Source organism: Bradyrhizobium sp. USDA 223, assembly GCF_044909005.1.
Classification (GTDB): domain Bacteria; phylum Pseudomonadota; class Alphaproteobacteria; order Rhizobiales; family Xanthobacteraceae; genus Bradyrhizobium; species Bradyrhizobium yuanmingense.
The window spans coordinates 158,096-183,791 of record NZ_JBIYDR010000001.1 but is presented as its reverse complement, the minus strand read 5'-3'; the positions used below and the strand labels follow the sequence as shown (position 1 = coordinate 183,791).

General features: G+C 59.5%; 25 protein-coding genes. 10 read left to right on the top strand and 15 right to left on the bottom strand.

The features are described 5' to 3' along the window. The first annotated feature begins 21 nt into the window (after positions 1-21). Both ABIA40_RS00850 and ABIA40_RS00845 read left to right on the top strand, forming a co-directional pair. Positions 22-156 (top strand): hypothetical protein, encoded by a 135-nt coding sequence (locus ABIA40_RS00850; RefSeq protein WP_404538205.1) that lies wholly within the window; start codon positions 22-24, stop codon positions 154-156. 315 nt (positions 157-471) lie between these two features. Continuing rightward, positions 472-2,904 (top strand): hypothetical protein, encoded by a 2,433-nt coding sequence (locus ABIA40_RS00845; protein WP_404538202.1) that lies wholly within the window; start codon positions 472-474, stop codon positions 2,902-2,904. A gap of 361 nt (positions 2,905-3,265) precedes the next feature. Here the strand turns inward: ABIA40_RS00845 and ABIA40_RS00840 are convergent, their stop codons facing one another. The 13 genes from ABIA40_RS00840 to ABIA40_RS00780 all read right to left on the bottom strand — a co-directional run bounded on the left by ABIA40_RS00840 (position 3,266) and on the right by ABIA40_RS00780 (position 15,570). Further along, complete coding sequence (locus ABIA40_RS00840; protein ID WP_246708926.1) at positions 3,266-3,415, bottom strand: hypothetical protein; 150 nt, start codon at positions 3,413-3,415, stop codon at positions 3,266-3,268. An 823-nt stretch (positions 3,416-4,238) separates the two neighbouring features. Beyond that, a complete protein-coding gene (locus ABIA40_RS00835) occupies positions 4,239-4,979 on the bottom strand; it encodes a glycosyl hydrolase (protein WP_404538199.1) in 741 nt (246 codons plus the stop codon). A 2,173-nt stretch (positions 4,980-7,152) separates the two neighbouring features. Continuing rightward, positions 7,153-8,190, bottom strand: a complete 1,038-nt coding sequence (locus ABIA40_RS00830; RefSeq protein ID WP_370156270.1) for an EscU/YscU/HrcU family type III secretion system export apparatus switch protein — start codon at positions 8,188-8,190, stop codon at positions 7,153-7,155. Further along, positions 8,187-9,008, bottom strand: coding sequence for a type III secretion system export apparatus subunit SctT (gene sctT, locus ABIA40_RS00825; RefSeq protein WP_404538197.1), 822 nt, complete (start codon positions 9,006-9,008; stop codon positions 8,187-8,189). Before sctT ends, ABIA40_RS00830 begins: the two co-directional genes overlap by 4 nt. 10 nt (positions 9,009-9,018) lie before the next feature. After that, positions 9,019-9,294, bottom strand: a complete 276-nt coding sequence (locus ABIA40_RS00820) for an EscS/YscS/HrcS family type III secretion system export apparatus protein (protein ID WP_036014823.1) — start codon at positions 9,292-9,294, stop codon at positions 9,019-9,021. A gap of 2 nt (positions 9,295-9,296) precedes the next feature. Beyond that, positions 9,297-9,962 (bottom strand): type III secretion system export apparatus subunit SctR, encoded by a 666-nt coding sequence (gene sctR / locus ABIA40_RS00815; protein ID WP_404538194.1) that lies wholly within the window; start codon positions 9,960-9,962, stop codon positions 9,297-9,299. Next, a complete protein-coding gene (sctQ, locus tag ABIA40_RS00810) occupies positions 9,955-11,073 on the bottom strand; it encodes a type III secretion system cytoplasmic ring protein SctQ (protein WP_404538192.1) in 1,119 nt (372 codons plus the stop codon). The genes sctR and sctQ overlap by 8 nt, the downstream gene beginning before the upstream one ends. Then, positions 11,070-11,606 (bottom strand): hypothetical protein, encoded by a 537-nt coding sequence (locus ABIA40_RS00805; RefSeq protein ID WP_404538190.1) that lies wholly within the window; start codon positions 11,604-11,606, stop codon positions 11,070-11,072. The genes sctQ and ABIA40_RS00805 overlap by 4 nt, the downstream gene beginning before the upstream one ends. Continuing rightward, complete coding sequence (gene sctN / locus ABIA40_RS00800) at positions 11,582-12,937, bottom strand: type III secretion system ATPase SctN (protein WP_036014832.1); 1,356 nt, start codon at positions 12,935-12,937, stop codon at positions 11,582-11,584. Before sctN ends, ABIA40_RS00805 begins: the two co-directional genes overlap by 25 nt. Continuing rightward, entirely contained in the window at positions 12,934-13,554 is a 621-nt protein-coding gene (sctL, locus tag ABIA40_RS00795) for a type III secretion system stator protein SctL (protein WP_036014835.1), read from the bottom strand. Before sctL ends, sctN begins: the two co-directional genes overlap by 4 nt. Continuing rightward, complete coding sequence (locus ABIA40_RS00790; RefSeq protein WP_404538185.1) at positions 13,551-14,171, bottom strand: nodulation protein NolU; 621 nt, start codon at positions 14,169-14,171, stop codon at positions 13,551-13,553. Before ABIA40_RS00790 ends, sctL begins: the two co-directional genes overlap by 4 nt. Before the next feature lie 23 nt (positions 14,172-14,194). Then, positions 14,195-15,061 carry a type III secretion system inner membrane ring lipoprotein SctJ gene (gene sctJ, locus ABIA40_RS00785; RefSeq protein ID WP_404538183.1) on the bottom strand — a complete coding sequence of 289 codons (867 nt, stop codon included), beginning with the start codon at positions 15,059-15,061 and terminating at the stop codon, positions 14,195-14,197. An 8-nt stretch (positions 15,062-15,069) separates the two neighbouring features. Beyond that, on the bottom strand, positions 15,070-15,570 hold the full coding sequence (locus ABIA40_RS00780; RefSeq protein ID WP_404546120.1) for a nodulation protein NolB: 501 nt from the start codon (positions 15,568-15,570) through the stop codon (positions 15,070-15,072). A 185-nt stretch (positions 15,571-15,755) separates the two neighbouring features. Between ABIA40_RS00780 and ABIA40_RS00775 the strand changes: the two genes are divergently transcribed. After that, the gene (locus ABIA40_RS00775; protein ID WP_404538180.1) at positions 15,756-16,451 is read left to right on the top strand and encodes a nodulation protein NolW; all 696 of its coding nucleotides are present in this window, start codon (positions 15,756-15,758) and stop codon (positions 16,449-16,451) included. Between the two features lie 247 nt (positions 16,452-16,698). Here ABIA40_RS00775 and ABIA40_RS00770 read toward each other — a convergent pair. Further along, positions 16,699-17,888 (bottom strand): IS3 family transposase gene (locus tag ABIA40_RS00770; RefSeq protein ID WP_225174769.1). Its coding sequence is split into 2 segments (ribosomal slippage): positions 16,699-17,639 and positions 17,639-17,888, totalling 1,191 coding nucleotides; the frame shifts between segments, so codons are not numbered across the junction. A 144-nt stretch (positions 17,889-18,032) separates the two neighbouring features. On the opposite strand from ABIA40_RS00770, the gene ABIA40_RS00765 reads away from it, so the two are divergent. Beyond that, the gene (locus tag ABIA40_RS00765) at positions 18,033-18,899 is read left to right on the top strand and encodes a hypothetical protein (protein WP_404538177.1); all 867 of its coding nucleotides are present in this window, start codon (positions 18,033-18,035) and stop codon (positions 18,897-18,899) included. A gap of 789 nt (positions 18,900-19,688) precedes the next feature. Continuing rightward, on the top strand, positions 19,689-20,114 hold the full coding sequence (locus tag ABIA40_RS00760) for a hypothetical protein (RefSeq protein ID WP_225114932.1): 426 nt from the start codon (positions 19,689-19,691) through the stop codon (positions 20,112-20,114). A 660-nt stretch (positions 20,115-20,774) separates the two neighbouring features. Here ABIA40_RS00760 and ABIA40_RS00755 read toward each other — a convergent pair. Continuing rightward, complete coding sequence (locus ABIA40_RS00755) at positions 20,775-22,220, bottom strand: DUF1521 domain-containing protein (protein ID WP_225124634.1); 1,446 nt, start codon at positions 22,218-22,220, stop codon at positions 20,775-20,777. Between the two features lie 920 nt (positions 22,221-23,140). Here ABIA40_RS00755 and ABIA40_RS00750 point away from each other — a divergent pair. From ABIA40_RS00750 to ABIA40_RS00730, 5 genes are all read left to right on the top strand, one after another. Beyond that, entirely contained in the window at positions 23,141-23,449 is a 309-nt protein-coding gene (locus ABIA40_RS00750) for a hypothetical protein (protein ID WP_404538173.1), read from the top strand. Positions 23,450-23,491: 42 nt separating this feature from the next. Continuing rightward, the gene (locus ABIA40_RS00745) at positions 23,492-23,683 is read left to right on the top strand and encodes a hypothetical protein (protein ID WP_036014847.1); all 192 of its coding nucleotides are present in this window, start codon (positions 23,492-23,494) and stop codon (positions 23,681-23,683) included. Between the two features lie 115 nt (positions 23,684-23,798). Next, a complete protein-coding gene (locus ABIA40_RS00740; RefSeq protein WP_036014848.1) occupies positions 23,799-24,692 on the top strand; it encodes a hypothetical protein in 894 nt (297 codons plus the stop codon). A 33-nt stretch (positions 24,693-24,725) separates the two neighbouring features. Then, entirely contained in the window at positions 24,726-25,262 is a 537-nt protein-coding gene (locus ABIA40_RS00735; RefSeq protein ID WP_225124637.1) for a hypothetical protein, read from the top strand. Between the two features lie 2 nt (positions 25,263-25,264). Continuing rightward, positions 25,265-25,693, top strand: coding sequence for a tetratricopeptide repeat protein (locus tag ABIA40_RS00730; RefSeq protein WP_404538170.1), 429 nt, complete (start codon positions 25,265-25,267; stop codon positions 25,691-25,693). The last annotated feature ends 3 nt before the right edge of the window (positions 25,694-25,696 follow it).

Genomic DNA, 25,696 nt, shown 5'->3' with positions numbered 1-25,696 from the left:
CGATCAAGCGCAACGTGCCGCATGGCTCAGATCGAGAACGGATGGTGGATCTTGTTCACCCGCACCAATGGATCTCGTCCGGAAATTCCACGTCGCCTGCGCGTGCTCAAGAAGGTCGCCATCATCACCCTGAGCGCTTCGACAGTGAAACCGTGACCGGACCTGCTTGTGCGAGATCGACGCCGGAAGAGAGAGTTTGCGATCTATGGGGCGTGTCCAAGAGGGTGACTTAGGCGTGGCGACCACCGGTCGTTTGACCCCACGGCGTTATGACTAGGGAGCGCCCATTTCTAGCTCCATTTCAGTAACCCGCTCGGCAGCTGGTTTGCATCATCGTCGTCCCATCCAATCGATGGAATGTCCCGCCGGCCGTATTCCCCTTTCATTCTACCTTTCCGCCTGGCCACGTCAGATTTTGGAAAGCTAACGTGAGTAGCGGAGTAACGAGAGAACGATGCCAGCGGACTGACCATGGACCGATTCAACACGATCAACCCAGCCGATAAAGAGTTCACTGCGTCAGACGCGACCGTCGAACAGCCGGAGCAGCCGAATGCTGCGTTTGAGCAGCACCTGGCAGGCGTGCGAGAAGCGGGCCCCGTATATCCTCACGCAGCGCTATATGATGTCACTGAGGAAGACGATCGCCTCATCCAAGCGGCGTCGGCCGCGGCTCTCGATCGAGGGCAGCCGCCGAGTAAAACCACCGTCGAAATGTATGATCGTCGGCTTCGCAACTTGGCGGACGCACTGAAGAAGTCTGGCAAATCAATTTCTGGGCTGGATGACGATACGTTGAGCCGCTACGCTGAGAAGCTGCTGCCAGGCGATAAGATCATCGCCCCAGCATTGTCAATGGTCAGTCGGTATCGCGAGCCCGACGCCAACGCTGGCCCCCTCTCAACACATTATCGTCCTTCCAGGAAAGATGAGAATCTCATCAGGGACGCCGCCGAGGCACGCTTTGGTCGACGGATCGGCAAGAGTCGGGCCGAGGGCTATGCGAGCGCTCTGCGGAAGTTGGCGGCAGCGCTCCGCCCCCTGTCCATTGCCGAGCTCAATGATGATAAACTGCTTGGCCACGCGCACAAATTGTTTCCGAATGACAGGGCCCTCATCGCCGCCTTGAACGCCTTTCGCGACTATCGCGCGATCAGGCAGAACAATTTGGGCGGGGAAGGAGGCAGTTCGCGCAAGGTCACTCAGCCGTCCGCTTCCTCGCCCATGCGGCCGGCCGATGAGCAGCCGACAGGAAACGTTGCGGAGGGGCGCGGCTCATTGCCGCCCGGGTTCAATGCTCCGCAGGTCTGGCATGGAGTGGGGTTAGCCCATTCTCCTGTACAAAGTGTCGTCCAGGATGTGCTTTTCGATGCCGCGGATGGCGAGCACCTCTTGCCCGCGACAATGCTTGGGCCAACGGTCAGTTCAATGCCCCAATCGCCGGTGCAAAGTGTCGCTCAGGAAGCCCTTTTCGATGCCGCGGACCGCGAGAAGCTCTTGTCGGGGGCGACCTCCGATGCACCGGTGTCTTGGCCAAGGATGAGTTCCACTATCCACTCGCCGGTGCAAAGTGTCCCTGAGGACGCGCTTTTCGATGCCGCGGTCCGCGAGAACCTCATGCCGGCGCCGACCTTCGATGCACTGGTGCCTTGGCCAACAATGAGTTCAAACATCCACTCGGCGGTGCAAAGTGTCCCTCAGGAGGCGCTTTTCGATGCCGCGGATCGCGAGAACCTCATGCCGGCGCCGACCTTCGATGCACTGGTGCCTTGGCCAACAATGAGTTCAACCATCCACTCGCCGGTGCAAAGTGTCCCTCAGGACGCGCTTTTCGATGCCGCGGATCGCGAGAACCTCATGCCGGCGCCAACCTTCGATGCACTGCTGCCTTGGCCAACGATGAGTTCAACCGTCCCCTCGCCGATGCAAAGTGTTGCTCAGGAAGAGCTTTTCGATGCCGCCACTTGGCAGGCGAGCTCGAGGGAGCCGAATTCCGCCTCTGAAGACCACTTTCGGCAGATGATGAACGAAGGCGCTGGGGCTCAGACCACGCTTGAGCAGACGTTCGTGGCAGCTGGCGAGCCCTTTGATGCGTCTTTGAGCGTCCCCGAAGATTTCTCCCATGGGACTCAGGCCGCGCCGAATATGATGCACAGGCTTCGCCGCTGGGGCCTCTTGCCGGATGCAGCACAGCGGGTAAAGGCCTACGATATTCGAGGTGAACGCTATATGGCCGTCTTGGGACCGGGAGGACTTGATGATGTTCAGCTCGTCCATCTGCGGTCGCCCGCTGTCGGTGATACGTTCGATGTTTCGTTCGCCGTTCCCAAGAATTTTTCCCATCGCACCCAGCTGGCCCCCGACATGATGCTGACCACCTTGGGCCAGTGGGACTTCTTGCCTGTTGCGGAACATCCAATCATGAACTTTGAGATCGGCGGCGAACGCTACACGGCCATATTGGGACCGGCAGGGCCCAAGGACGTTCAGCTCATTCATCACCCTCGGCCCGCTTTGCCGGGCGAAGCTACGCCTGCGGCACCGAGGACTCGCTCAGATATCTACGGCGGTCTGGCGCCAGGCCTTGATTCGGCGGCTCCCTTTGAATGGAGCGGGGACGCTCCCTCGGTGCTGGCGCCGAACCTTCCTCTGTCGTCTGCCGCACCTGCATCAGGCCATCAGCCAGTCCCGCAAGCGCCTGAACTGGGAGAGTTCTTGGGCGACGGAAGGACGCACGCCTCCCAAGAGGCTTCGCCCGCCGTGATCGACACTCTGCAGAGTCTAGGCCTTCTGCCGAGCCGGGACGTCCCAATGACCGCTTTTTTTATCCACGGTCAGCTCTACACGGCAGAAAGCCTACCGGGAGGCCGCGTTCTTCTCTTCCATCAGCCACAATTTGGCTGAATGAGGGGCTCCTCGGCACCTCGGACAGCTCCTCCTTCCTGATATCTTAGATGGACGCTTCAACGATGCCGGGCGATGAGCAAATCCGACCTTTCCAGTGCCACCATGATCTCAAGAAGCTATCAATCAAGTAAGCATTCGGCAGCACGGCGCTCTGCAGAGCAAGTGGTCGAGGAGCTCGGCCATTTGGCTTTGCCCTCACAGATCCGGTCAGGCGGCTTTCCCGCACCCGGCTCTTCCCGAGGGTAACCCGCGTCATATCCGCGCCTGCGCCCATGTGCGAGTGATGCGTGGAGTTGGCAGGCGGAAGCGTGCCGTCAGGGTCTCGAACTCCGGCCAGCCCATGCGCCGACTTTTCTGGCTACGCGGTCTCAGACAACATCCAGGTCGGACGCACTTCGCGGTGGAAGCCGTCGAGCGCTGGACAATTGTGCGGCCTGCCATAATAGCCATAGTGTGCGCGCAGAACGGCGGCGAGCCACTCGTGCTGCGTTGCCAGTGGCGCGTGCATGAGCGCTAGGCCTCCTGGCGCAACGCCGTTAGCTTGCGCGTCAGGCGTTTCCCTTCCGTCTTGTGCTTCACGATGAACCGGCCATCTCGGTTCCGCCCACAGTAATGGGTAAAGCCGAGGAAGGCGAAGGTCTCTGGCCGCCGCTCGCCGCCGCTGACGCGAGAGAGCCGCGAACCGGCCAAACTCGATCAGCCGCGTCTTGACCTCATGAAGCATCAGGCCGAAGCCGGCCAGCCCCGCCTTGAGGGCAAAGAGAGCATTTCCCGCGCATCTGCCTTGTTCTCGAAGCCCATGAAGAAGTCGTGCGCGTAACGCACGATCACGATAAGACCGCGTGCGTGGCGATGACGCCATTTCTGGGTCCAGAGATCGGGGATTTAGTGCAGGAAGATGTTGGCAAGGAGCGGGCTGATGCCCGCCGCTTGCGGCGTGCCCCTGTCCGTCTCTTGCTTCTCGCCGCTCTAAAGAACGCGCCTCGCAGCCACAGCCCGATGAGCTGCAAGATGCGAGGATCGGCGATCCTGTGCGCCCCCATCCGCAACAGCCACTCGTGGTCGACCTAGTCGAAGAAGCTGGGTATGTCGGCATCGAGCACCCAGTTCACGTGCTGGTTCGTGATCACCGTATGCACAGCATCAAGCGCCATGTGAGGATTCAGCCCCGGCCGGAAGCAGGCTCCCCTCGGGCTGGTCCCTTCCCTCGATCGTCCCTTACCTTCGACGACTTCACAGGTAGTATGGACCAGTCCGACTCCCGACCTCAGCTCGAACAACGGCTCTGGCACTGCCTTTGCCGCTGTCCCCGCTCGTAGGTCCCAAGGTAGTCACTTCGAGATTACAGCCCAATGATTGACGTCGAAGGTTTGTCCGCCTGGGGACGAGGTTATCTCAACGCCGTATTGGACGCTGCCGACGATTATGTCGCCGAAGTATCCTTTCGACTTTATCCATTGCAGGATACTCTTGATATCCACAGTCTCGCTGTTGGTTTTGGAGCTGCGCAGAAACGAAATAACCTTGTGTTTGTTCCAGCCTTCAAACACGTTCCAAGTGGCTCCCCCCACATTCACGCCTGTGTAGACTGGAATCGCGGCGGTCCCTGAAGAGTTATACTTGTAAGAAATGGGCTTAACATCACCGCTTCCGTCGGGATTTCCGGTGTAGTTGGTCCAAAGCATTATCTCATAGGCATTTGAGCTATCCCAGATATCGTAGGCGAAGTTCCAACGGCCGCCAGTCGGGACGCTCTGGTTAAAGCTTGACCTGAGGTCGTTGATCGCGCTCAGCGGTTTCCCGACATTGAAAGCTCCGTGGGGATAGCTCTTAATGCCATCAGTGTCAGGTTGATTCGACCGCACGCTCCATTGATTGATCGAATACACTGAGATCGTCTGAGGCCCAACACCTTGACCATATACGTCGTTGTTCCAGGAATAACCATCAAGGGAAAAAGTACCATACTGATCGCTCGAACTCCAGATCGGCGCTTTTGCGGATGCTGGGAATAGCGCAATCATTGTCGCCAAAGGAAGCGCAAGTACGTTAAGAGTCGACAATGCAGACATTCTAATCTCCACCTCAGATCTGCCCTCCAGCGAACGAGCAGCAAGCAAAAGTGAGGCCAGTCAGAGAACGGCGAATCTTCTTCCTTGTCTTGATGACGTACGGAGCGCCGCGCACCTGCTGCATGCCCTCAGGTCGAGCCACTCGGCCAGATCGTCCGCCACGCAATTCGAACCATTGTCACTGAGCAGCCTTGGCCCGGTGCGATGCTCACGCGCTGGCCCGCCGAGCCACCACAGCGCGTTCTGCAGACCTTCGGCCAAGGCGACGAAGCTATAGCCCCAAGACTGGTAGTCGCTTCACGTGGCTCGGGCATCAGCTTCGGATCGCAGGCAGCGCGGGCACGACTCGCCGTCTTGGCTGACTTCAATCGGAAGCCAGTTCAGTTTCTGCGGAGAAAAATCTCGTGTTCCGAGTCCGGCGGCCCGATACTGGCTGTGTAGTTCACGTCCCCGAGAGCGAGACTTTTCTTTGGCTCAGACACGGATGGCAGAAGCTTGTGCAAACCCATTCGCAACTTGAGTTCTTCCGGCGCCCACTGATCTCCGTGCTGAAAGCTCGGGGGCACATAAAGAGACAAACTTGGCAACGGCTGGTTGCGCCGCACTTGGGCGCATAAGTCGAAGATGTTGAGTTGGAGCCGTCATGTCCCCCCTCCGAACGCTTAAAACCACTAAAGCTGACTGCAGAAGGTCAGCGACAGGAAGCAGCGCGGGCGCGGCCTGGCGCCTACCGACTTGGGGGGTTGGCTAAAGGCACTATCCCTGCCGCCCCGCGCTGCCGTTGAGTTTAGCGGAAAGCGTGACTCGGCGCTGACCGTTCTGGATAGATAGCGCTGTCCCTGCCACGTCCCGTTAACCACAACGGCTCTGTATCCAGGCTGGATTACTGAAAGCTGACGAGACCCGAAAATTCCCAAAACGAAAGCGGCCCGTGTGGGCCAGTCGCGGTCGAGAGTGAGAACGACGTTCCGGCGACAGGCTCTGGTACCACGTCAGCCTGAGGATCGCGCCAGCCAGCAGCTCCGGTGTCCAGCACCCGGCCTGTCGGAGGACTGCAGGCGGCCACCAGAAGGGCCTCTTCCTTGTCGTTGAGCTCGCATTCCGCGCGGTAGGCGGCTCTTCGCTTTGGTTCTCCGCCAGGTTGCCTTCGACAAAAACGTCGAAGGGTGGCAGACCACCAAGTGGCCGACGCCCCGACTTGTGGCGATCACGTCATCACTCATCCCGGCATCGGCCGCCCAACCGGATCTGTGCCCCCTTGAGCGCGCAGCCTCTGCCTCCCTCCGCCCAACAAGAGATCTATTCGACAAACAGAGGTATCTACGGCAATACGAGCTAGATAATTCGCGGCATCTTGAGTTCAGAGCAATCGTAGGACTCTTGGCGGGTCAGCTGAAGCCACTGCAGCGCTCCACACCTAGGCTCATTTCGATCATCCCCTACAAGGTACCACAATTGCCAACACGCGATACCTGCCTCATTTGGTAACGTGCCAGCAAAGGAGGGAGTGAACGCGATCTATACGGGATCATCCAGAGGTTCTTGCCGACCGAATGCGAAACCATGCTTCGATAGGACGAGCTAACTGCCGGCGCGAACCTGCGATGTTCGCCGAAGCTTGTCCGGTGTCAGCTAGCGAGTTCGGTTAGGTGAAGCAATCGACGTTGTAAGCACCCTGCGCGGGAAGACGGCGTCGATGGACAATGGCTGCAATACCCTTAGCCCCGAGTTTAGCTGGAGGCTTGCTTTTCTCCCCGCACGCAGGATTATGTCCTGCGGCTCTCGAACGTGTGCGGCGCAATGTGGCACTCGGGCCGATCTTGAGACGTATAAACGCTGTGACTATGAACCTGTAGTAGCGCGCCTCGAGATAGGCGACAGAGAGCATGCTCCAGATGGCAGCCGTCTTAGTTGACGATCAGCACTACCGGCTTGTCAACCGAATGGCAGGACTCCTCTACCCACGGCGGTACAGGCCGGCTGAGTTGTAGGCGCTGAAGCTCTCGAAATGGGCGAACAGGTTGTGGCGCCGCTTGGCGCCGCAACTGACGCGGTGATCCGGTCGGCGAGGCCGCGGCCCAGAGGCTTTCGGGCTAGCGCATCGTCGCCTTGCGGAACATCCGAGCGTCCATCGAGCGCCTGGCCGCAGATCGCAGCGTCAGGACAGAATGACCTACACCAGCCCCGCCGCATAGAGCGCTTTTGCGACCGACTCGAAATATTGCGAGGGAACAGGGTTGCCGAGCTTTGCTTTGCCGAGCAACTGACGCGCCAGGACATCGTCATCCACAATGGTGAGGCGCAGCGCGCGCGCCTCACCAAGTAGTTGTGAAGCAGCTTCGCCTTCGCCACGGCAAACCAAGACCGGCACGCCGGTCTCGCCGCGCACATAGCGCAGACCGATCAACGTTGTCGACCCCCGCAATATCAACGTGGCCCGACTGATTCCGAGCGGAGCCTCATTGGCCGATTCTTGCCGCAGACGTCGGTGCTCACGCTTCACCTGCGGATTGCCTTGCTGCTCCTTGTTCTCCCGCTTGGCCTCCGTTTCCGTCATGCGCATGTCCTGCATAAACAGCCAGCGCTGGATTAGGAGGTCAGCCAATCCGCCGACCAGAAAAGCTCCAGCGGCAATCGCAATCAGCAGCTTAACCTCGGTGAAGACGAAGCCAAAACAGCCCATGCCGCAGACTGGCAGGTACACCAGCGCTTTCCAGCTCGCGATCACGGTGAGAAAGAAGGTCGCACCAAGCAACACCACCTTAGCCAGGGTCTTGCCCAGCTCGATGGCCGAACGTTTCGAGGCGATGCGTTTCAAGCCTTTGATGGGATCCAGTTTCTCGAGCTTCGGCTTGAGCGGCTCCGAAGCGAACATAAAGCCGCCATTGGCCAGGACATTGGCCAGAAGAGCTGCTGTCACGGCAGCGGCGAGCAACGGAGCGACCGTGGCAATCGAAAGTTCTAGCAAACCGCTGAGCGCTTGTGGCACCGCGCTTGTGAACGGCTGCTCCTGCAGTTTATCGACTAGACGGACCGTCTCCTGCCACTTGTCCTCGATCGCACCCGCTCGCCACCACAGGCAGGCGAAACCGGCACAGGCGCTGACGCCGCTCACCAGATCCGAGCTGCGCGCGCTCTGCCCCTTCTTGCGGGCATCGCGCAGCTTCTTGGGCGTCGGAGGAAGCTTTTTCTCCTCACTCGTAGAGCTCATTTCAACAGTTTCTTCAGATCCTCGAGCATGTTGTTCGAAGTCAGGATATCAGCTCCGGCGTATTCAAGCAGATAAACGGCGTAGCTGACCATGATGACCCCGAATGCAACATTCTTGATCATTGGGGAGAGATCGTTCAGCTTGAGCTGAGATGCAAAACGGCCGAGCATCATGACCGAGACATCGACCAGCAGCAGCAGGGCCAGCACCGGCCCGGCGACTAACAAGGTCGTCATCATGATACGGTCGAGAAGGGCCAGACATTCCATTGCCCCTTGCGCTGTGACGGCAGGCAGAAACTGATAGACAGGCCACACTAGGTAGCTGCCATAAAGGCCGCTCACCATGGTCTGCAGCCCGCCGACCAGAACGAAGATCGTAACCGCCGTAACACCGAGAAAAAGACCGGTTCCGGACGCTTGGCTATGCGTCGCGGGATCCTCCCCCGCAACTTGGCTTGAAATTCCTCGTTGTGTATCGATGATGTCGCCGACTGCCTGTATGCTCCATAGTGGAATACTGAGCAGGATGCCGAGCATAAGACCGACAAACACCTCCTTCAGGCCAAGCATGGTAACGCTGACCAGGCGCGTGTTCGGGTCCAGGGCCTGCAGACCTAGCTTGATGTGAGCGAGGCACGGCAGGCCGATCGCAATCGTCAGGCTTCCCCGAACCAAACCGCTGATGCGCGGCCGGGTGAAGACGGGAAGCACCAGCATGATGCCGAGGGCGCGGGCCGCACTCAGGCCGGCTGCGGCCACGAGCTCGATCGTGCCCTGAACCAGAGCTTGCGCCTCTGCGGGTGACAGGCCAGCCATCCAACCTCTGCTAGTATCTTGCGGTAAGTGCTGGAAACTCACTGAAGATGTGCTCGGCCTGGTCGATCAGTGGAGCGCTGAGCACGGGAGAAAACCCGGCGAGCACGGCGACGACAACCAGAAGCTTGACCGTCAGTGGCAGGGTTTGATCCTGGAGCTGAGTTGCCGCCTGGATGAGGCCAATGATCAGCCCAGAGATGAGAGCTGCGAGCAGCGGCGGCAGAACCCAGATCATGAAGAGCACGAGAGATTGACTCAGGTGTGTAAGGATGCTGGCTTCGTTCATGGTCAACCTCCTGGCGTCGTGTAGCTTAATACCAGCCCGTGCATGAGACGTGACCAGCCGTCGATCGTGACGAACAAAAAGAGCTTGAAGGGGACAGATATCACCGTGGGGGATACCATCGACATACCCATTGCCATCAAAATCGTCGTTACAATGAGATCGATCGTGATGAAGGGAAGATAGAGAAGAAAGCCGATTTCGAATCCACGCTTGAGTTCGGAGATCAAAAACGACGGCACGAGAATCGCAAAATCATCTGCCGTGGCGCTGCCGCGCATGTCCTCCGACCAGACGTGTTCCGTTGAGGACAGGAAGAAGCGGCGCTGCTCTTCATTAGTGAATTTCTTCAGATGAGCTCGGAGCGGCTCCTGTCCCTCCTTGGCGGCCGTCACCCAGTCATCGAAACTTTGGTAGCGAAGTTGCGGATCGGTAAGCCGGTTATAGGTCTGCTCGAACACCGGAGCGCTGATGAACACGGTCAGGATCAGTGCCGCTCCGTAAAGCACGATGTTCGGCGGTATCGATTGAGTCCCAAGCGCATTGCGCACGAGGAAGAGAACAACCGAGACCTTGATAAAGGCGGTCGTTGTCACGACTGCAAAGGCCAGCAGGCCAAGGCCGACGGTGATCGCAAGAAGCGCAAGGATGCTGGGTTGAACCTCAGCCATTAAGCGTCAACCTGCCGCGCAGCCTGACGGCCAGCTCGTCCCCAATCCGCACGATGTCGCCCCGGCCGATACGTTGGCCGTTGGCAAGGATATCCACCGGCCCATCCAGAGGCCGGCCAAGTTCGAACACGTGGCCTTCGTTGAGGGTACGCAAGGTTCCCAAGGGCATCGGCCAGCGGCCACATTCGAATATGAGTGTAATCTCGATGCTGTCGATATCCGCCTCTGATGGAGGCTGCTGTTGCACCTGGCTTTGGGGCATCATGTCTTCACTTGTTAGGGGGTGGGATCGCGAGCGGAATGGTCCTCGCAGCACCAGCCTGTCGCCGCCGATCTCTGCAGGGGCCCACAATCGGTCTGCTGCGAGAATGATCTGGCCTCGCGCGAGTGGAATTACGTCCGGGAGCAGCGCGTCGCCTTGCTCTGCTCGGCGAAGAATGCCGATCGCGACGCGAAGCGAACCGACTTGGCCTGCAACGACGACCGGGAGTTCGGAGGGCAGCCTGGCCGTTTGTCGCGGCAATCGGCCGAGCAGCTCGCCGAGCGCGGTGAAAGCCGGCGGAACGGGACCGTCAAGTGGCGAGAATAGAAGCAGCCGCGCCTTGCTGGCGAGCTCACCATAGGCGACGTCAAATTCAAGATAAGGCCTAATATTCGGCGCCTCCTCGGTGCGAACAAGCTGCAGATTGCGCTGCATCAATCTTTCCAGCGGGGCAAGCAAGGGTTCCAGCGCAAGTTCCAGGACCAGCGAACGCGTCGGCTCAGAAGGTAAGGTAAGGCCATCCTGCACGGTCGCAATCAGCGCTTCCGCAAGCGGAGCTGGCAAGGACAGAATCAAGCTTTCGCCATTTACGTCGAAGACGCAGTCAAGCATCGACGTCACAGCCGGCTCCACCTGCCAGACGGTTCGGCTCACGCGCACAGACATCGGCTTCTCGCCGAGGCGCGCTTGCAGAGGCGCACGCGACGCTGCGATCTCGTTAAGCCACGAGGCCACGGCGCGCGAGAGGATCATCGTCGGTATGAAGGCTGCGCGTTCCGCCGGCCGATATGGCGCGGATGCTTCCGCGTCGCAGGCCCCTAGCTCGCGCGGGAGAGGATCTGCAATCATGTTCGCTCACATCCCGTCTGCCCTGATCGGCCTCGCCGGTAGCGGAGCAAGACTTCATCATCGGCTTCGATTTCGGCGGCAGCCTCGAAATGTGCATTCGTGATGCGCCGAACGTCGTGATCGATCTCACGCCATTTCTGGCTCGCCGCTGAACGCTTGGTCCAAACGGCTCGGGCCTCAAGAGCCGCAGCCTCAGCTTGCTCTTGGGCAGCACGGGCCTTGTCAAGAACGCACTGCGCCGCTGTGATCTCGTCTGTGAGTCGCCCGATGATGAGATGATAGCGTCGCTGCAGTTCGCATACAGATATCGCATCGGCCGCTAGCATCTCCCGATAGAGCTCCGCCTCGACCTTTGCGCGGCGCTCTTCGGCATGTGCAAGATGCTCGCACGCTTGTTGGACAGCTTGAATCGCGAGGTGGCGCTTGGCTTCCATGTTGGACAATTCACGAAGGGCGCTTCGTTCCCGCATGTCCTTTACCAGCCGCAGCTTTGAGGCGTGAACGGGACTTAGGCCGTCAGACGCGATATCCATGCGACCGTCTCCTCAAAGCTGCACGCCTCACCCTGCCCCTGGCGCAAAAAGGCCCGCAGCTGCTCGATCGAAGCGATTGCTCGATCGGTCAACGGATCAGAACCTTGCTTGTATTCACCGACCTTGATCAAGAACTCGGCCTCAGCGTAGCGTGAGAGCAGATCACGGAAGAAGGATGCCGCCTTGCGATGCGGCACCGACACGATCGCATCCATGACACGGCTGCGGCTAGACAGCACATCGATAGCCGGAAAATGCTCTCGAGAGGCCAGCGCGCGGGACAGAATAATGTGGCCATCAAGGATGCCGCGTGATTCTTCCGCTATTGGATCGCCCGTGCCATCACCCTCGACAAGCACCGTATAGAAGGCCGTAATGGAGCCATGCTCGCCCATGCCGGCGCGCTCCAACAAGCCCGGCAACAGCGCAAAAACAGAGGGCGGAAATCCGCGCCGGGTCGGCGGCTCTCCTGCGGCGAGGCCGATTTCACGCATGGCGCGGCTAAAGCGCGTCAAAGAATCCATCATCAAAACGACGCGAAGGCCCTGATCACGAAAATATTCCGCCAGTGCTGTCGCCATGTGGGCGCATTGGGCCCGCTCCATCGCCGAACGGTCGGAGGTCTCCACCACAACGACGGAACGGTGAAGGGCTTCGCCAAGATGACGTTCGATGAATTCACGCACCTCTCGACCGCGCTCACCGATCAGCGCAACGATGGTGACGTCGGCCGCCGCGCCTCTTACGATTTGCGACATCAGCGTCGACTTGCCGCAACCCGCATCACCATAGATTCCGATCCGCTGACCTTCTCCACATGTCAGAAGGCCATCCAGGACACGAACGCCTAGCGGGAACGGCTGTTCAATTCCGCGCCGTTTCATCGGATTGGGCGCCCTGCCGCGCAGCGGTCTGGCTTCGCCGGCTTTTATCGGGCCCTTGCCGTCGAGCGGTCGGCCAAAACTGTCGATGACGCGGCCGAGCAAACCGGGGCCGACAGCCACTTCCTGCATTCGCCCGGTCGTCACCACCTCCGCACGATTGGACAGCCCCACCATGTCCCCGATGGGCGTGAGTAACACCCCGTCCGGCAACAGGCCGATCACCTCCGCCTCGAGCGACCATCCGCTACGAGGATCCTGCAATAGGCATAGCTCTCCGACCCGGGCCTCCGGCAAGACGGCGTGCAGCAGCGTGCCCACCGCCCGCGTGATCCGGCCGCGGACGGCGCGTGTATCGATGTGCCTGGCGGAAGATCTCAAGGACGAGAGTGCGGCCTCTACACTTCCTTCTGCGGCCTCGGCATCATGGGTCGCTCGTTGCCCGGTCACGATTCAGCTTCCTCTGACAAGCCAAACCCGAGACGCAGCGCGCGCAGCTGCGCGGCAAGTCCAAGATCGACATTGCCAAACTCGCTCCACAAGACACATTGGTCCGCACTCAGGGCCGGATCCGCCTCAATCCTGACCTTCGGCCGGCCCTCAAGTCCGTCATAGTCCTTGAACTCACTGGCTAGCAGGTCGGCCTTCAGTGGGGAGACGTGGAGGCAAACCTCCGTGTTCTTATATCTTTGCTCGATGGCATGACGAACGCCGTGGACCAGCAGCTCACCCGGGTCAAACGCGCCAAGCAGATCGCGAACGATCTCGAAGACCAGTTGCGGCAATTCCCGCTCCAGAGCTGCCTTGCGCTGGGCTAGTTCACAAGTCGCCTGCGCAATCAGCCGCGCCATTTCCTCTGCGCCAGCCTTTGCACCCTCGGCGCGGCCCCGCGCCCGTTCCCGCTCATAAGCCTGGCGTGCCCACCCGCGCACCCGCTGCAGATGCCGCTCGGCAGCGGCTCGCGCCCGTACGGCATCGTGCCAGATCTCAAGCTGCGCAGCTGGGATCAGCGGTCCAAGTGGCCGAATCTGCGGGGCCGCGGGTGATGCGGGATCATCGGCCATCATGCTCCGGCAGCCTCTGCACGCAAATGCGCCACGACGAGGGAAAGCAGCGGGCCTGCTGCGCTGCGGTGTTCAGCAGTCGGACTCTCGGCGGCCGTCCCAACAGGCAAGCGTAGAAGCACGCGGATACGACCAACCGATGAAGTCTCTTCGAGCCAGGCGCCGAGACAAGCGTGCCCGTCATATTCGATCTGTCGCGACAATTGCTCTGGATCGACGATCGGGGTCGTTGCGACGGCACTGGATAAATGCCGGACTGCGAAAGCATGCGATTCTGCACCGATCAACTCCACCAATATCGGCAGATCGTGCCTGGAAACCAGCTTGAGGATAGAGCGTGCATGCCAGATGCTGCCCGCGAGCAGCGCAGCCCGCCGCGGCTCATGCCCCAGGAGAGCATCTTCGTTCCAGTCGGCGCAGCTCACCTCGACCTTGCCGCCCAGCAGCAGTTCGGCGAGCCTTGGCTGCAGCCTGGAACTCTGCTGTAGCCGAGCCAACGTGGAAGGCGAAAGCAGCGGGTCAAGAAGCCCAGCAAAACGACCGGGATCGACCGAGGCAGCAAGCTCGCGCAGCCGATCGGCTGGGAGCGTGAACGAACGATTGGGTTTTGTGGATGACATTGATGCCGACATGAGCGTCCAGACTATGTCGCATCAGCAATCAACTTTTTGTCCGACTCCTGCTCAGCAGACACACGCGAGCCCCTACCAAACACGCTCAGGTTGCGCGATGATCGTCCAAACTGACGCATGCGCGGGCCCAGCAATACGCAAGATACGATGCCGAATAGCGCTCCGGCGCCTCCCACAGCAAGCGCAAGTAACGGGGCTGAGCCCGCTCTTGCTGACTGAGCCGCAGGAACTACCGGCGCGGCAGACTGCTCGATTGGAGCGCGCTCGACCGGCACGAAGACGACCGCGACCTTGTCATAGGACAGGCCTTCAATGCTGTTTGCGACGAGCATCTTGATCTGCGGCAACAGTGCCGAGAGCTTCGCGCTGGAGCCATGGCGAATGAAGACCGAGGCGGAGGACGGGGTCGCATCTTGTCGCAACAAGTCGTTCTTCGGCAGAACGACGTGGACGCGTGCTGAAAGGACGCCATCTATATCGCTGATCGTGCGCGACAATTCTTCGCTTAGAGCATAAACGTAACGTGCCCGCTCCTCGATCGGCGAGGCAACGAGGCCCGATCCCTTGAACACCTCGCCGAGATTCTTGAAGGATTGGCGCGGCAACCCCTCGACATTTAGCAGGTCAATCGAATAAGCGAGCTGCTTTTCCTCGACCTGGATTGTACTGGTCCCGTCCTTGGCGACAACACGGACAGCATCAACGCCCTTGCTAAGGAGAAGCGCGAGCATCTCATTAGCCTCGCGCTCCTGAATTTTGGTGTAGAGATCAGCCTTACAGCCGATCAGCGAGAGGAGAAGGGGCATCGCGAGACACATGCGAAGCCGCCGCCACGATTGACGGCCGCCACAGCTAGGCCTCTTCATATCGCCAGTCATCAGCTTACTCAGCCGGCCGATAGCAGCTTGTTTAGCGACGAGCTGACAGCGCTGGTGCCCTTAGAGACGAGGGAAACCTGAATAACGTCCCTGTATACGTCTCGCAGATTCGTCATCATCGACTCAAAATCGGCTCCAACCGGTTTAACATCCACATGTGCACCGACGTTATCCGTCTGCAAAAGCGGCTGCGTAGCCGGTCCAGGCTGCACATTAGTCACGGCAGCCGATGCAACCGCCGGAGGAACGGCGCGGCCCTGGTACATACTGGAAAGGGTTTGGAGGATTCGGTCACCCGGCGGACTTGCCAGCACATTCGTGCGCTGGACCTCCAATATCGGCGAAGCCGCTACGGGCCGATCCGCAGGCGGGAGAGCAGATCCCTGATTTGCGGATACTTGCGCTAGGGACTGCTCAAAGCCCGCCTGCTCGCCAGCAGCTGCGGGCAAGCAGGCACTGGAAAGACAGTCGGCAGAACTGGGAGAGATCGGCGCTGCGCCTAACAACATGGAATGAGTCATTGTGCTCGTGTGGTGAGACCTAGGCGTTAACCGATGAACCGATCAAGTTCATAGGCTGGCGAGCTGACGAAAACCTGACGGAGATCGGTCTGACTACGTCATCTAAAGATCACTTTTCGCTTTCAGAGCTAGGACCAAACTCCAACTTGATGATGAGCGGAAGGCGTCCGGGAATGCTCGCGCGATCCACGATCGTACATATTCTAAAAAGAATTCTTTGTGCCGGCGCTTTTGTCTGTATCGGGATAATGCGCTCGTCTGCTGCATCCCTTTCGCTGCCGTCCGCCCCTTATAGCTACACTGTTCTCGATCAGGATCTTCCTGCGGCGCTGCAGGAGTTCGGCAACAATCTCAATATCAGGGTCAATGTCAGCGCCGAGGTCAAGGGCCGGATTCGCGGACGAATGCCGGACCTGCCGCCACGAGAATTCCTTGATCGTTTGACTGCCCTGTACAATCTTCAGTGGTATTACGACGGGCTCGTCCTTTACATCTCCGCCGCCCACGAGGCGCAAAGCCGGCTCATCGTATTGAACCCGATCAGCTTCGATGCGTTCACCTCCGCCCTCCACGCGCTCAACATCTCGGATGAGCGCTATATCGTGAAACCGGCTCCGGGAGAGGGCCTCATCCTTGCTTCTGGCCCACCCCGATTTGTTGCGCTAGTGGACCAGACCCTTAAAGGCCTTGTGGCGGAAGCGCAGGCCCGGCGCGGCCCCGTCGCAGCCGAGAGGCCACAACGCGAGTCGGTTTTGATGTTGTTTCGCGGTTCCTCGAGCACGGTCTTGCGAGACGGGCGGCCGGAAGGTTCTCCCGAAACGCCGCACCATGAGGGCACTTTGCGCGAAACCGGTCCAGGCCAGAAGTGAGGTCGAAGATGCAAAACCGCTCCGAGCAAAGTCGGTCCGTCCGGCGTACGCCTATATTCATCCGATCGTCAGCTTTTCGAAAGCTACGGTCCCCAGCATGAGCCTGCGAGGTCTGGACGGCTGCCTTGCTTGGGGCAACCCTGATAGAGGGATCAGAGACCAGGCGCTCAAGGGAAATTAGGTAGTGCTGTCTTTGCAGGCGGCGCGAGTATTAAAAATCAATGTGGGCTGACCTTGCCCCCAGATTTTATCCAGTTCTGAGTTCGCTCAAGCCATTGGATTTGCCCAGTTGGGCGGTGGTAGCGACGGGAGCTGGCGCGGAGCCATCGGCATAGCGCAGCGCCAGATCCCGGCGCGGGTGGCAGGTAAAGGCGAACTCGGAGGGTGTCTTCCATCCGAGCTGTGAGTGCGGTCGTGTGTAGTTATAATCGGCGCGCCAGCATCCGAGCGCGACGCGGGTTTGAGCCAGCGACGTGAACAGCGTCTCGTTCAGCAATTCATCCCGGAGCCGACCGTTGAAGCTTTCGATGAAGCCATTCTGCATGGGTTTGCCCGGAGCGATATAATGCCAGGCGACGCGGCTCCGATCGGCCCAGGTCAGGATGGCGTTGCTGGTAAGTTCGGTGCCGTTGTCGCTGACCACCATCTTTGGCTTGCCGCGCTCCATGACCAGCCGATCCAACTCCCGCGCCACCCGGGCCCCGGAGAGCGAGGTATCGGCCACCAGCGCCAAGCACTCGCGGGTACAGTCATCGACCACGGTCAAGATGCGGAAGCGGCGGCCATCCGTGAGCTGATCGGAGACGAAGTCCAGTGACCAGCGGTCGTTCGGTGCCATCGGCACCGTCATCGGCGCCCGAGTCCCGATCGCCCGCTTGCGGCCGGCACGGCGGCGCACCACCAACTTCTCTTCCCGGTACAGCCGGAATAGCTTCTTGTGGTTGATCGCAAAGCCCTCCCGCTTGAGCAGAACATGCAGGCGCCGATAGCCGAAGCGGCGGCGCTCCTGGGCGATCGCCTTCATGCGCTGGCGAACGCCGGCATCATCCGCTCGGGTCGTCCGATATCTCATGGTCATGCGGCAGCAGCCGATGGCTTTACACGCCCGCCGTTCGCTCATCCCGTGGGCATCCACGAGATGCGCGACAGCCTTCCGCTTGGCCGCGGGCGTCACCACTTCTTTCCCAAAAGGTCCTTCAACGCCGCATTGTCCAGCATGGCGTCAGCCAGGAGCCGCTTCAGCTTCGTGTTCTCGTCCTCCAGCGTCCTCAGCCGCTTGGCCTCGGAGACGTCCATCCCGCCGTACTTGGCCTTCCATTTGTAGATGCTGGCGTCGCTCACGCCGTGCTTGCGGCATAGATCGGCGACCGACACCCCGGCCTCGTGCTCCTTCAAGATCCCGATAATCTGCTCTTCCGTAAAGCGGCTACGCTTCATGCTCTGGTCCTCGTCGTGGGCCAGAACGAACTTCAAACTGGATTAAGCCCCGGGGGCAAGGTCAGGGCCTCCGCACGTGTGCTTCCGAGCTAGCCGAGGCTTCGCGTAACTCGATGCGCGTCATCAGTTGGAAGGAGGAACAGGGTGGATTTCAATGCAGTCGCCCCGGCGAATACGAGCCCGGAGCCCGACGCAGCACGGACGGCTTCAGATGCAACCGAATTCGACCGGCAGCTCAGCGACGCACAGGCTCCCGCTTTGGCGCAGGGCGTCGCCCATCCACTGCTGCAGGGCGAGGCTTATTCAGCCTATCTGGACGCGGGCCATCCCTACTCTCCATACTTTGATACCGGACACCTGTATCCGCCTTACGAAGATTTAGCGCATCCCCATTCGCCAGACTCGGGTTGGCAGGATAATCTAAATGCCGCGCCTGCGGCTGTCGCCGCGCCTGAGCCGGAAAACGGCGGGCAGCATCTCTCGCCGCAGACCATCGCTCAGGCGATCGAGGAACATCCCGGCTTCGATCAAGATCTGATATGGAAGAATCTGGATGTCGACCCGTCTGATGCCGAGCCACGGCACAGTGAGCCACAAGCGGGCCCATCGCATGCAGGACCATCGCACACCGCCCCTTTTCAGGGTGAGCCGTCGCACGCCGGCCCCTCCCATGCCCGGCCATTGCAGGCGGGACCGGCCCAACCTGGGTCTTCCGCAGCTCCGCCAGAACTTTCCGAGTTCCGTATGTGGGACGGACATCTCGCCAAAGACTATTGGGTGTTTACGCCTCAAACAGCCACCGGCGCTCAGATGGACATGCTGGAGCGCAGCGGAGTGAAGCCAAGCAAAGACAACCCGACAACAGTTTTCGCCATTCTCGGCGTGCCTCATACGGCCGAATGGAGAGAGGAGGACTTCATTCGTCTCACACCTTCGCTAGATCCGACCCTTTGGCCTGAAGAGGGAGGGCAAGACCAACCTCTAGATGCGGAAGGTCCGCCCATCCCCTAACGGCTGCAGCCGTGCAACGGAAGGGCGATCTCCGCGGGGCCGACAAAGACTCAGAGATAGCAGGACACCTGGTGAGAGGCGAGCTTGCCGGCGGGTATTCGCGGCCACCCTTCTCTTTTCCGGCCACTCCTAAGTGCCAGACCAGCTCGCGAGGGGTAGCGGCCAAATCAAAGACCGCGCGAGCCGAATGCGTGAAACAGTTCTCAATGGTCCGCTGAGAACACAATGGCCCGCGGAGAAGAACATCGCAATTTAGCTGCGAATCAGGTCTGGCGCGCCGGACCCGCGAGTACGGTGCGATTTAAGAGCACCGCGAGACGATCATGCCGTCGAGATGAGGGTAAGGGCGTTCCGGATCAGGAGAGTCAGGGTATGACCGACCCCCTGAGCACCTTCAACATCGAAGTGCTTGCTCTGCCGCTTGTCCGCCGTTCCTTGGCGAACGATTGATCATTCGCAAAACGAGGACTCTAGCATCCGGCGGTAACGGCCTGCTGATAACAGCTCTCAGTGACGTATGCCCGCGGATCATCCAAAGCATGATCATCAGAGATCGACGGATTGATCCGCGAAAACTCTGTTCGGCACCCCAAGGTCTCTCATCTCCTTTTTGCAGCCGGGCCAAAGCAGCCACTTGCACGCGATGGCCTGTTTCAGAAGCCGGGCAAGGCGCACCTCCGTCGATAGCTTTTTAGCTCGTATCGTGAGACAGAGGCCAGCTCTCTACGGCAGCCGAGCGCAGATGCCCATCCGATCCACTGGCCCTCAGTCGCGCCTGGAGACGGACCGATGCGCGCCGATGTTCCTGGAGACAACAGCGGCCGAATGATTCGAACCGGCACCGTCCTTTGCGCATCAAACTCCAAAGGCGCGGAGCCACCCGAGATCACTGAGCGCAGGAATCACAGCATTAATCCAGCCTCACTCTTCGTCAGCTTCTTGCAAGCTGTCCCTGCTAGAACGGCGGGAATAGGTCATCTCGCGGCGCCGCCGCTATCTGGGTTTTATGACATGGACACAGGCACAGCCGATATCGCAGCAACGGCGCCAGAAGCTGGCACAAACACCGACAACGCCGCGAACGGCGGCGACAACTCGCCCGCAGCATTGTTGCAGCGAGCCTTCGAAAAGGCTCTGGTTGCCGTCGCCACCCAGGTCATAAGCGATTCCCAGTCAGATATGGATGACGCTATGAGCGAGCTAGATGATGGGTGAAGGCCCGGATTATCAGACGCGCACAGGGAAGACTCTTCGGAAGGCAAGCCGAACCGAGAACGACCGGGCGAAGCAGCCGACTTGGCAAACCAGCCGCTAGACGCGTCTTAGGTGATCCTCCAGGTTGGCGGTGCGGCCGGTCGCAATCCGATCGCACTGGGAACTCTCGGAAGACGCCGCAGCGTCTAGCTTAGGCGGGCATACGCCACTCTTCGATGCGGATTCATCGAGTGCTTTTCAGTCAGCAGGTTTCAAGCGGAACCAACCGCTTCCCCATTGATGATCAATTCCGTCAGCTGGCTGTCCTGGATCGGTTCTGCAGCCGCCCGCGAAATTGGGCGTCAGAGAGACCCTCTGAGATCATAAAGTCGGCAGCTTTGGCGCTCGCTGCGCGCATACCAGCACAGCTCCTGGACCGCTGAGACCAGCATCGAAAAATGTTGCGGGTACCTGATCAGTGAGGTCATGGCTGGTCTGTCGGTACGATTGGCGCCCAAGCTTAGACAGCCCCGATCGCGAGATGAGAGCGGCGATCCAGATCGATACGCCGCCGCACCTACTATCTTCATCTGCCTCGCCGAACACGAAAAGCGGGCGCTAACGCCCGCTTCAGTGACTTACCCGACAAGCTGAGAACGCTTCGCCAGGCTTGCGGCCAACTCAAGCGTCCGACGGTGTGCCTGGATTCTCATTGCTGTCGATGATCGCCTGGTTAACCTGGCGTCCAGACCGATCGACCCAGCCCGAGCCTGGTTGTTCATAAATCGTCTGGGCTCCATCCGAAGTCAGCTGATCAAGCGTACGGCCCGCATTTGACTGCGTCACCTTAAGGTTGTTCTTACCGTCGAAGCGGTCTCCAAGCCCTTCGACGACCATGGCATTGTCGCCGTTGGTAATGGTCAGCTTCGAGGCCATCGTTTTGCCGTTGCCGATATCAACGGTGTCGATGGTAATTTTCGTGCCGTCGTCGAGCTGGAAGGTCATGTTCTTTTTGAAGTCAAAATCGATCTTGCCGTCACCGTCGGCATCGACGTGGGGGTCGCCGTGGATCGCTGTGATCTTGCCCGTTTGATTGTTGCGAATGAGCACCGTTCCGTCACGTTCGTCCACCAGCATCGAATACTTATCACCAAGCTTGATCTCGGCCCTGCTGCCCCTGACCTCATGCGACCAGACTGGCGCCGGCTGAGACGACTGCGTCGGTGCCTGGGCGACCGCAACAGGCACCATCGCAAGAGGCGGCGGCGGCGGAGGAACGAAGAAGACGGGGGCGGTAGAGGCAGGCGCTGCGGTTGCATACTGGTAGTTACCAGGCCCGCGCCCTTGTTCGCCTGCATCGATGCTCGCCTGATTCACCGCGCGTCCGGCCCCATCGACCCAGCCTTGGCCACTCTCATGGATCGTTTGGGCACCATCGGACGTCAGCTCGTCAAGCGTCATACCAGCATTGGACTGCGTCACCCTTAGATTGTTTTTGCCATCCTTGTCGTCGCCGAGCCCCTCGACAACCATCGCGTTATGGCCGTTCGTAATGGTAAGCTTTGAAGAGATGGCCTCACCATTACCGTAGTCGACGTTATTGACAGTAATTTTCGTGCCGTCGTCGAGCTGAAACGTCATATCCTTTTTGAAATCGAAGTCATCTTTGCCGTCTCCGTCGGCATCAACGTGGGGATCACCATGAATTACCGTGACATGACCAGTCTGGTTGTTGCGAACTGTCCAGGTGCCATCCTTTTCATCGGCCGTAATCGTGTACTTGTCCCCAAGGTTGATCGTGGCCTTGCCATCCTTGACCTCATGCGTCCACACCGGATCCACAGCAGGCTCAGAATTTTGATTCAGCTGGCTCATCAGCATGGTGGGAGGAGGAGGCGCCATCATGTACGCTTGGGTCGTAACGACGGCTGGCGTCACGACGACGGGAACGGCGACCGAACTGACGAGGGCTGGTGAGGCTACCGGTAGGTACTGGTAGCTCGCCGGAGCATACTGTCCCAACAAGGCGTTGAAGGCGGGAGTGACAACCGCGCCTTCTGGCACCACTCCATTCATCGAGTCGGGCGCGCCCACCACCGGAAGACCGGCCACGGGAAGATACGGCATTTAGTTTACTCCTGTTGCATAGACGAAATCTGTAAAACTGCGAGCGCTACGCATAGTCAACCAAGGTACGCAGCTTCGATTTGCATGAGAACGCACCATTAGCTCATCCGAACGAACGACTGCTTCTCTTGCCAGAACCACCAGCCCTAATGAGATCTTCCTCTCGCCGCACCACGGCAACCGCACGATCACATCACGCGCATTTAACTCACAAAGACTGTAGCCCGAATACCTGTCGAAAAGCTGACGACGATGAGCGAGCGAAGCCGCACGCACTTTGACATCGATCGCATGTGCGAGACGCATCCTTCGCTAAGCTGTATCGCAAGCTTCAACGCTCCTGTCCGCAAGAATCGTCTGGTACCAGATGTGCCCCTATGTCTTCGCGATACGCCACGTCTGCGGTTATCAACGAGTCATCCCATCCTCACCGAGCAATCAGCGCTCCCGCCGGTCGTGCACATCATCTGCGAGGAGCGATCCATCGGTTGAGCACGCGCGCGCACCAGTCTCTCCGGCATTGGGATCTTCGCGGAACCCGACTTTTCGCAAGCCGCCCATGTTAGCCAAGCGAGTCAAGCGCGGACTGAGACCCGCACAACTCTATGACCTTATCCCGCTTCCGCGCTCTATCCGGCAGGCCACGAGCCTGTGCAGGGTCCGCAAGGTAAACTCATTCCTGAACGCGCAGCTAAGCACCATCCAACCCGGCCTTGACCCAAGCCGATTATAGGCGGGCTGGGAACGCCCGGCGAGCCGGTGATTGCGAGCAGATGCAAGGCTGCCGCAAAAGATCAACCCACTCGCCTCAACATGAGACTCGTCAGCTTTTCGAAAGCTAGCGCCCCTAGCATGAGGCCGCTGAAATCTAGGCGAGCAGTCGTCTATTGAGCGCAACAAGACGAGGATAGGAGAATGCGATGATCGGAGAAATGATCGGAAGCGCTGCCGGCGGATACCTTGGCGGCCCTGCCGGAGCGGCCATTGGTTCGGCACTGGGCGGGACCGTGGACAAGGTCTTTGACAAGGTGGTCCACACCTTGGTGCCCGACGAGGGTAACCACTATAAGGCCGCAGACGACAAAGACGCCGGCGACAAGAGCGAGGTACAACCCAAGTCAGATACTCTCAGCAAGAGCCCGGAGCTGAACCTTGGGCTCAGCACGCTCGGCGGTACGCCCATGTTCCTTTCGATTCCTGCGATCATCTCGCCGGCCCACAACTCGTAACAAGTCAGAACCAAGGTTATCCTAACAGAAAGGTAAGTAGACATGGCAGTTGACAATGTTGGCGGAAATGGCGGCGCTGCTGGTGCCCAGCCGACGGGCGATACGGGCTTCCAGAACCAGATGGCTGAATTCGAGCGTGTTAGCCAGAAAGTTCAGGCCCAGGCCGTGGCAATGCGTCGAATCACGACCGAACTCTCGTCCGAGAAGAAGGTCGCCGACGAGCGCGTTCAGTAGTTCTGCAAGACGGGTGGCTCACCGCGTTGCTACCGTCGCCGCGCTGTGAATGACGAAATCTGGATGAGCCGTACGGCACTGCCGTACGGCTTCTCTCGTTATTCAGGAGGTTATCGTGAACGACTCTGTTTCGCTCGAGTTCGAGGTGCTTTCGGGGCTCTATACCGGGCTCAAGGGAAAGGCAGCGGGCGGCGAAAGCATTGTTGGCAGCGGCCTCGATGCCGACATGATCTTCGTTGAACAAGGGCTTGAACCGCATCACCTTCGGATCATCGCGCAGCGCGATTCGATCGAGGTCGAGGCGCTCGCCGCCAATATCAGCATAGACGGCCTCGCGAGCATCACTTCAGGTGAGAGCGTCAGAGTGCCCCTACCCGCGGTCATTCATGCTGGCGCGATGTCCATCCGCTGGTCGACAGAGGATGTCCAGCCACTTGCTTCGAGCAAGCGCTCTCGCAGCTCGATCATCGCACTCAGCCTGGTTCTGCTCAGCTCTGTCGTGATCGGCACCGTCTCAATTATCCTCTCCCCCGGCGATAGAGCGGTGGTGCCAAGTACCCAGTCGTCGCGCGCCGTCGAGATTGCCACTAAGCCAACCGTCGATCATTTCGATCCGAGAGCTGCTGATGAAATGGCCCTATCGCTGCGGCAAGAAATCGAACGAGCGGGCCTTCTTGACGTTAAGATCGGGCGCGGCCCCGGCGTTGTGACCGCGGAAGGCACAATTGCGCCGAACCTCGTCGCAAAATGGAAAGAAATCCAGCAATGGTTCGATCGTCAAACCAACGGTACCACGACCCTTGTGAATGCTGTCACGGTGAAAGAGGAGAAGATGCCGTCTTCGATTGCTGTCCAAGCCGTCTGGCGCGGAAGCGAACCTTATCTGCTTATTGCCGGACAGAAGTATTTCGTCGGCGCGCTCTTAAGTAATGGATGGACCGTTGATCGAATTGAGGATGGACGTGTTCTGCTCAGTCGCAACGGCCGATCTGCCGCTTTGCCATACTAAGGTCTCTACCCTGCAAGAAAGAAGGAGAAGGCGATGGCTAGGCTGCCCCAGCACTCTGTAGGGCCCGGCACCTCATCGCAGGGATTAGATGCGGGCCAGCACGCACCGCTCATCGGCTCGCCTCCCTCGCGAGGTGATAAACTCGAAGTCGGAGGCGTCCATGCGGATAGCGGCACGAAGCGCGCGTCGTGGCGGGATGCGGTTTCGCATGATCTGCCAATTGATGGTGCGAGCGAAGCGGCGCTCGAGGTCAACTCCGTCGGCGCCATCCAGCGCGTCACTCTATTCGAAAGCGAAGCAGGAGCAAATGAGCTAGATCCGCGCGCGGTATTGGCTTCGCTCTATGGTCCCAATCTGTCCCGCGGACTACTCTCCTTCGTCGTTCCACGCCTCCGTCATCCGGACGTACTGCGCGCCGACAAGCATGGTGTTCTTCTGGAGCGCTTGACGCGAACGTTGGAGGCGACGCCGAATGACAAAACGGCGCGAGAATGTTTGGCAATCCTGCAGCAGGAACTACAGCGGCTATTAATGCTCCGGCAAAATCAAAACAGCTTAATCAAGGGCTAGCCATGGTCGATCCTGATGGATTGCAGCATGTGCCCGCTCCCCTGGAGCCAGAAGTCTCCAAATCCGGCGATATTCTGTCGATCTCCGGGCCGGAGCGCGACCTGCTTTGTGCGCTCTCGTATGTACATCTCGCGTGCGGGCAGAGCGCACAGAGTCTGGCTCTGTTGCGAATTGCAGCTCGCGAGCATTCCAACGACGTCGGCTTACTCCGCATCCTAGCTTACACGCTAATCTCCGAGAGCCTTGGCGACGAAGCACTCCACGTGTTGGACCGGCTGGACGCACTCGATACGCAACCCTCTTCCCGCATACCGATGACCCTGTTGCGCAGCCACGCCCTGCGTCACGCTGGCCGCATGCCCGAGGCTCGCGAGGTCTTCCAGCGCTATGTGTCACTGCGCGCGGGCAGGGCCCTCATCAAAAAGCAATAGGGA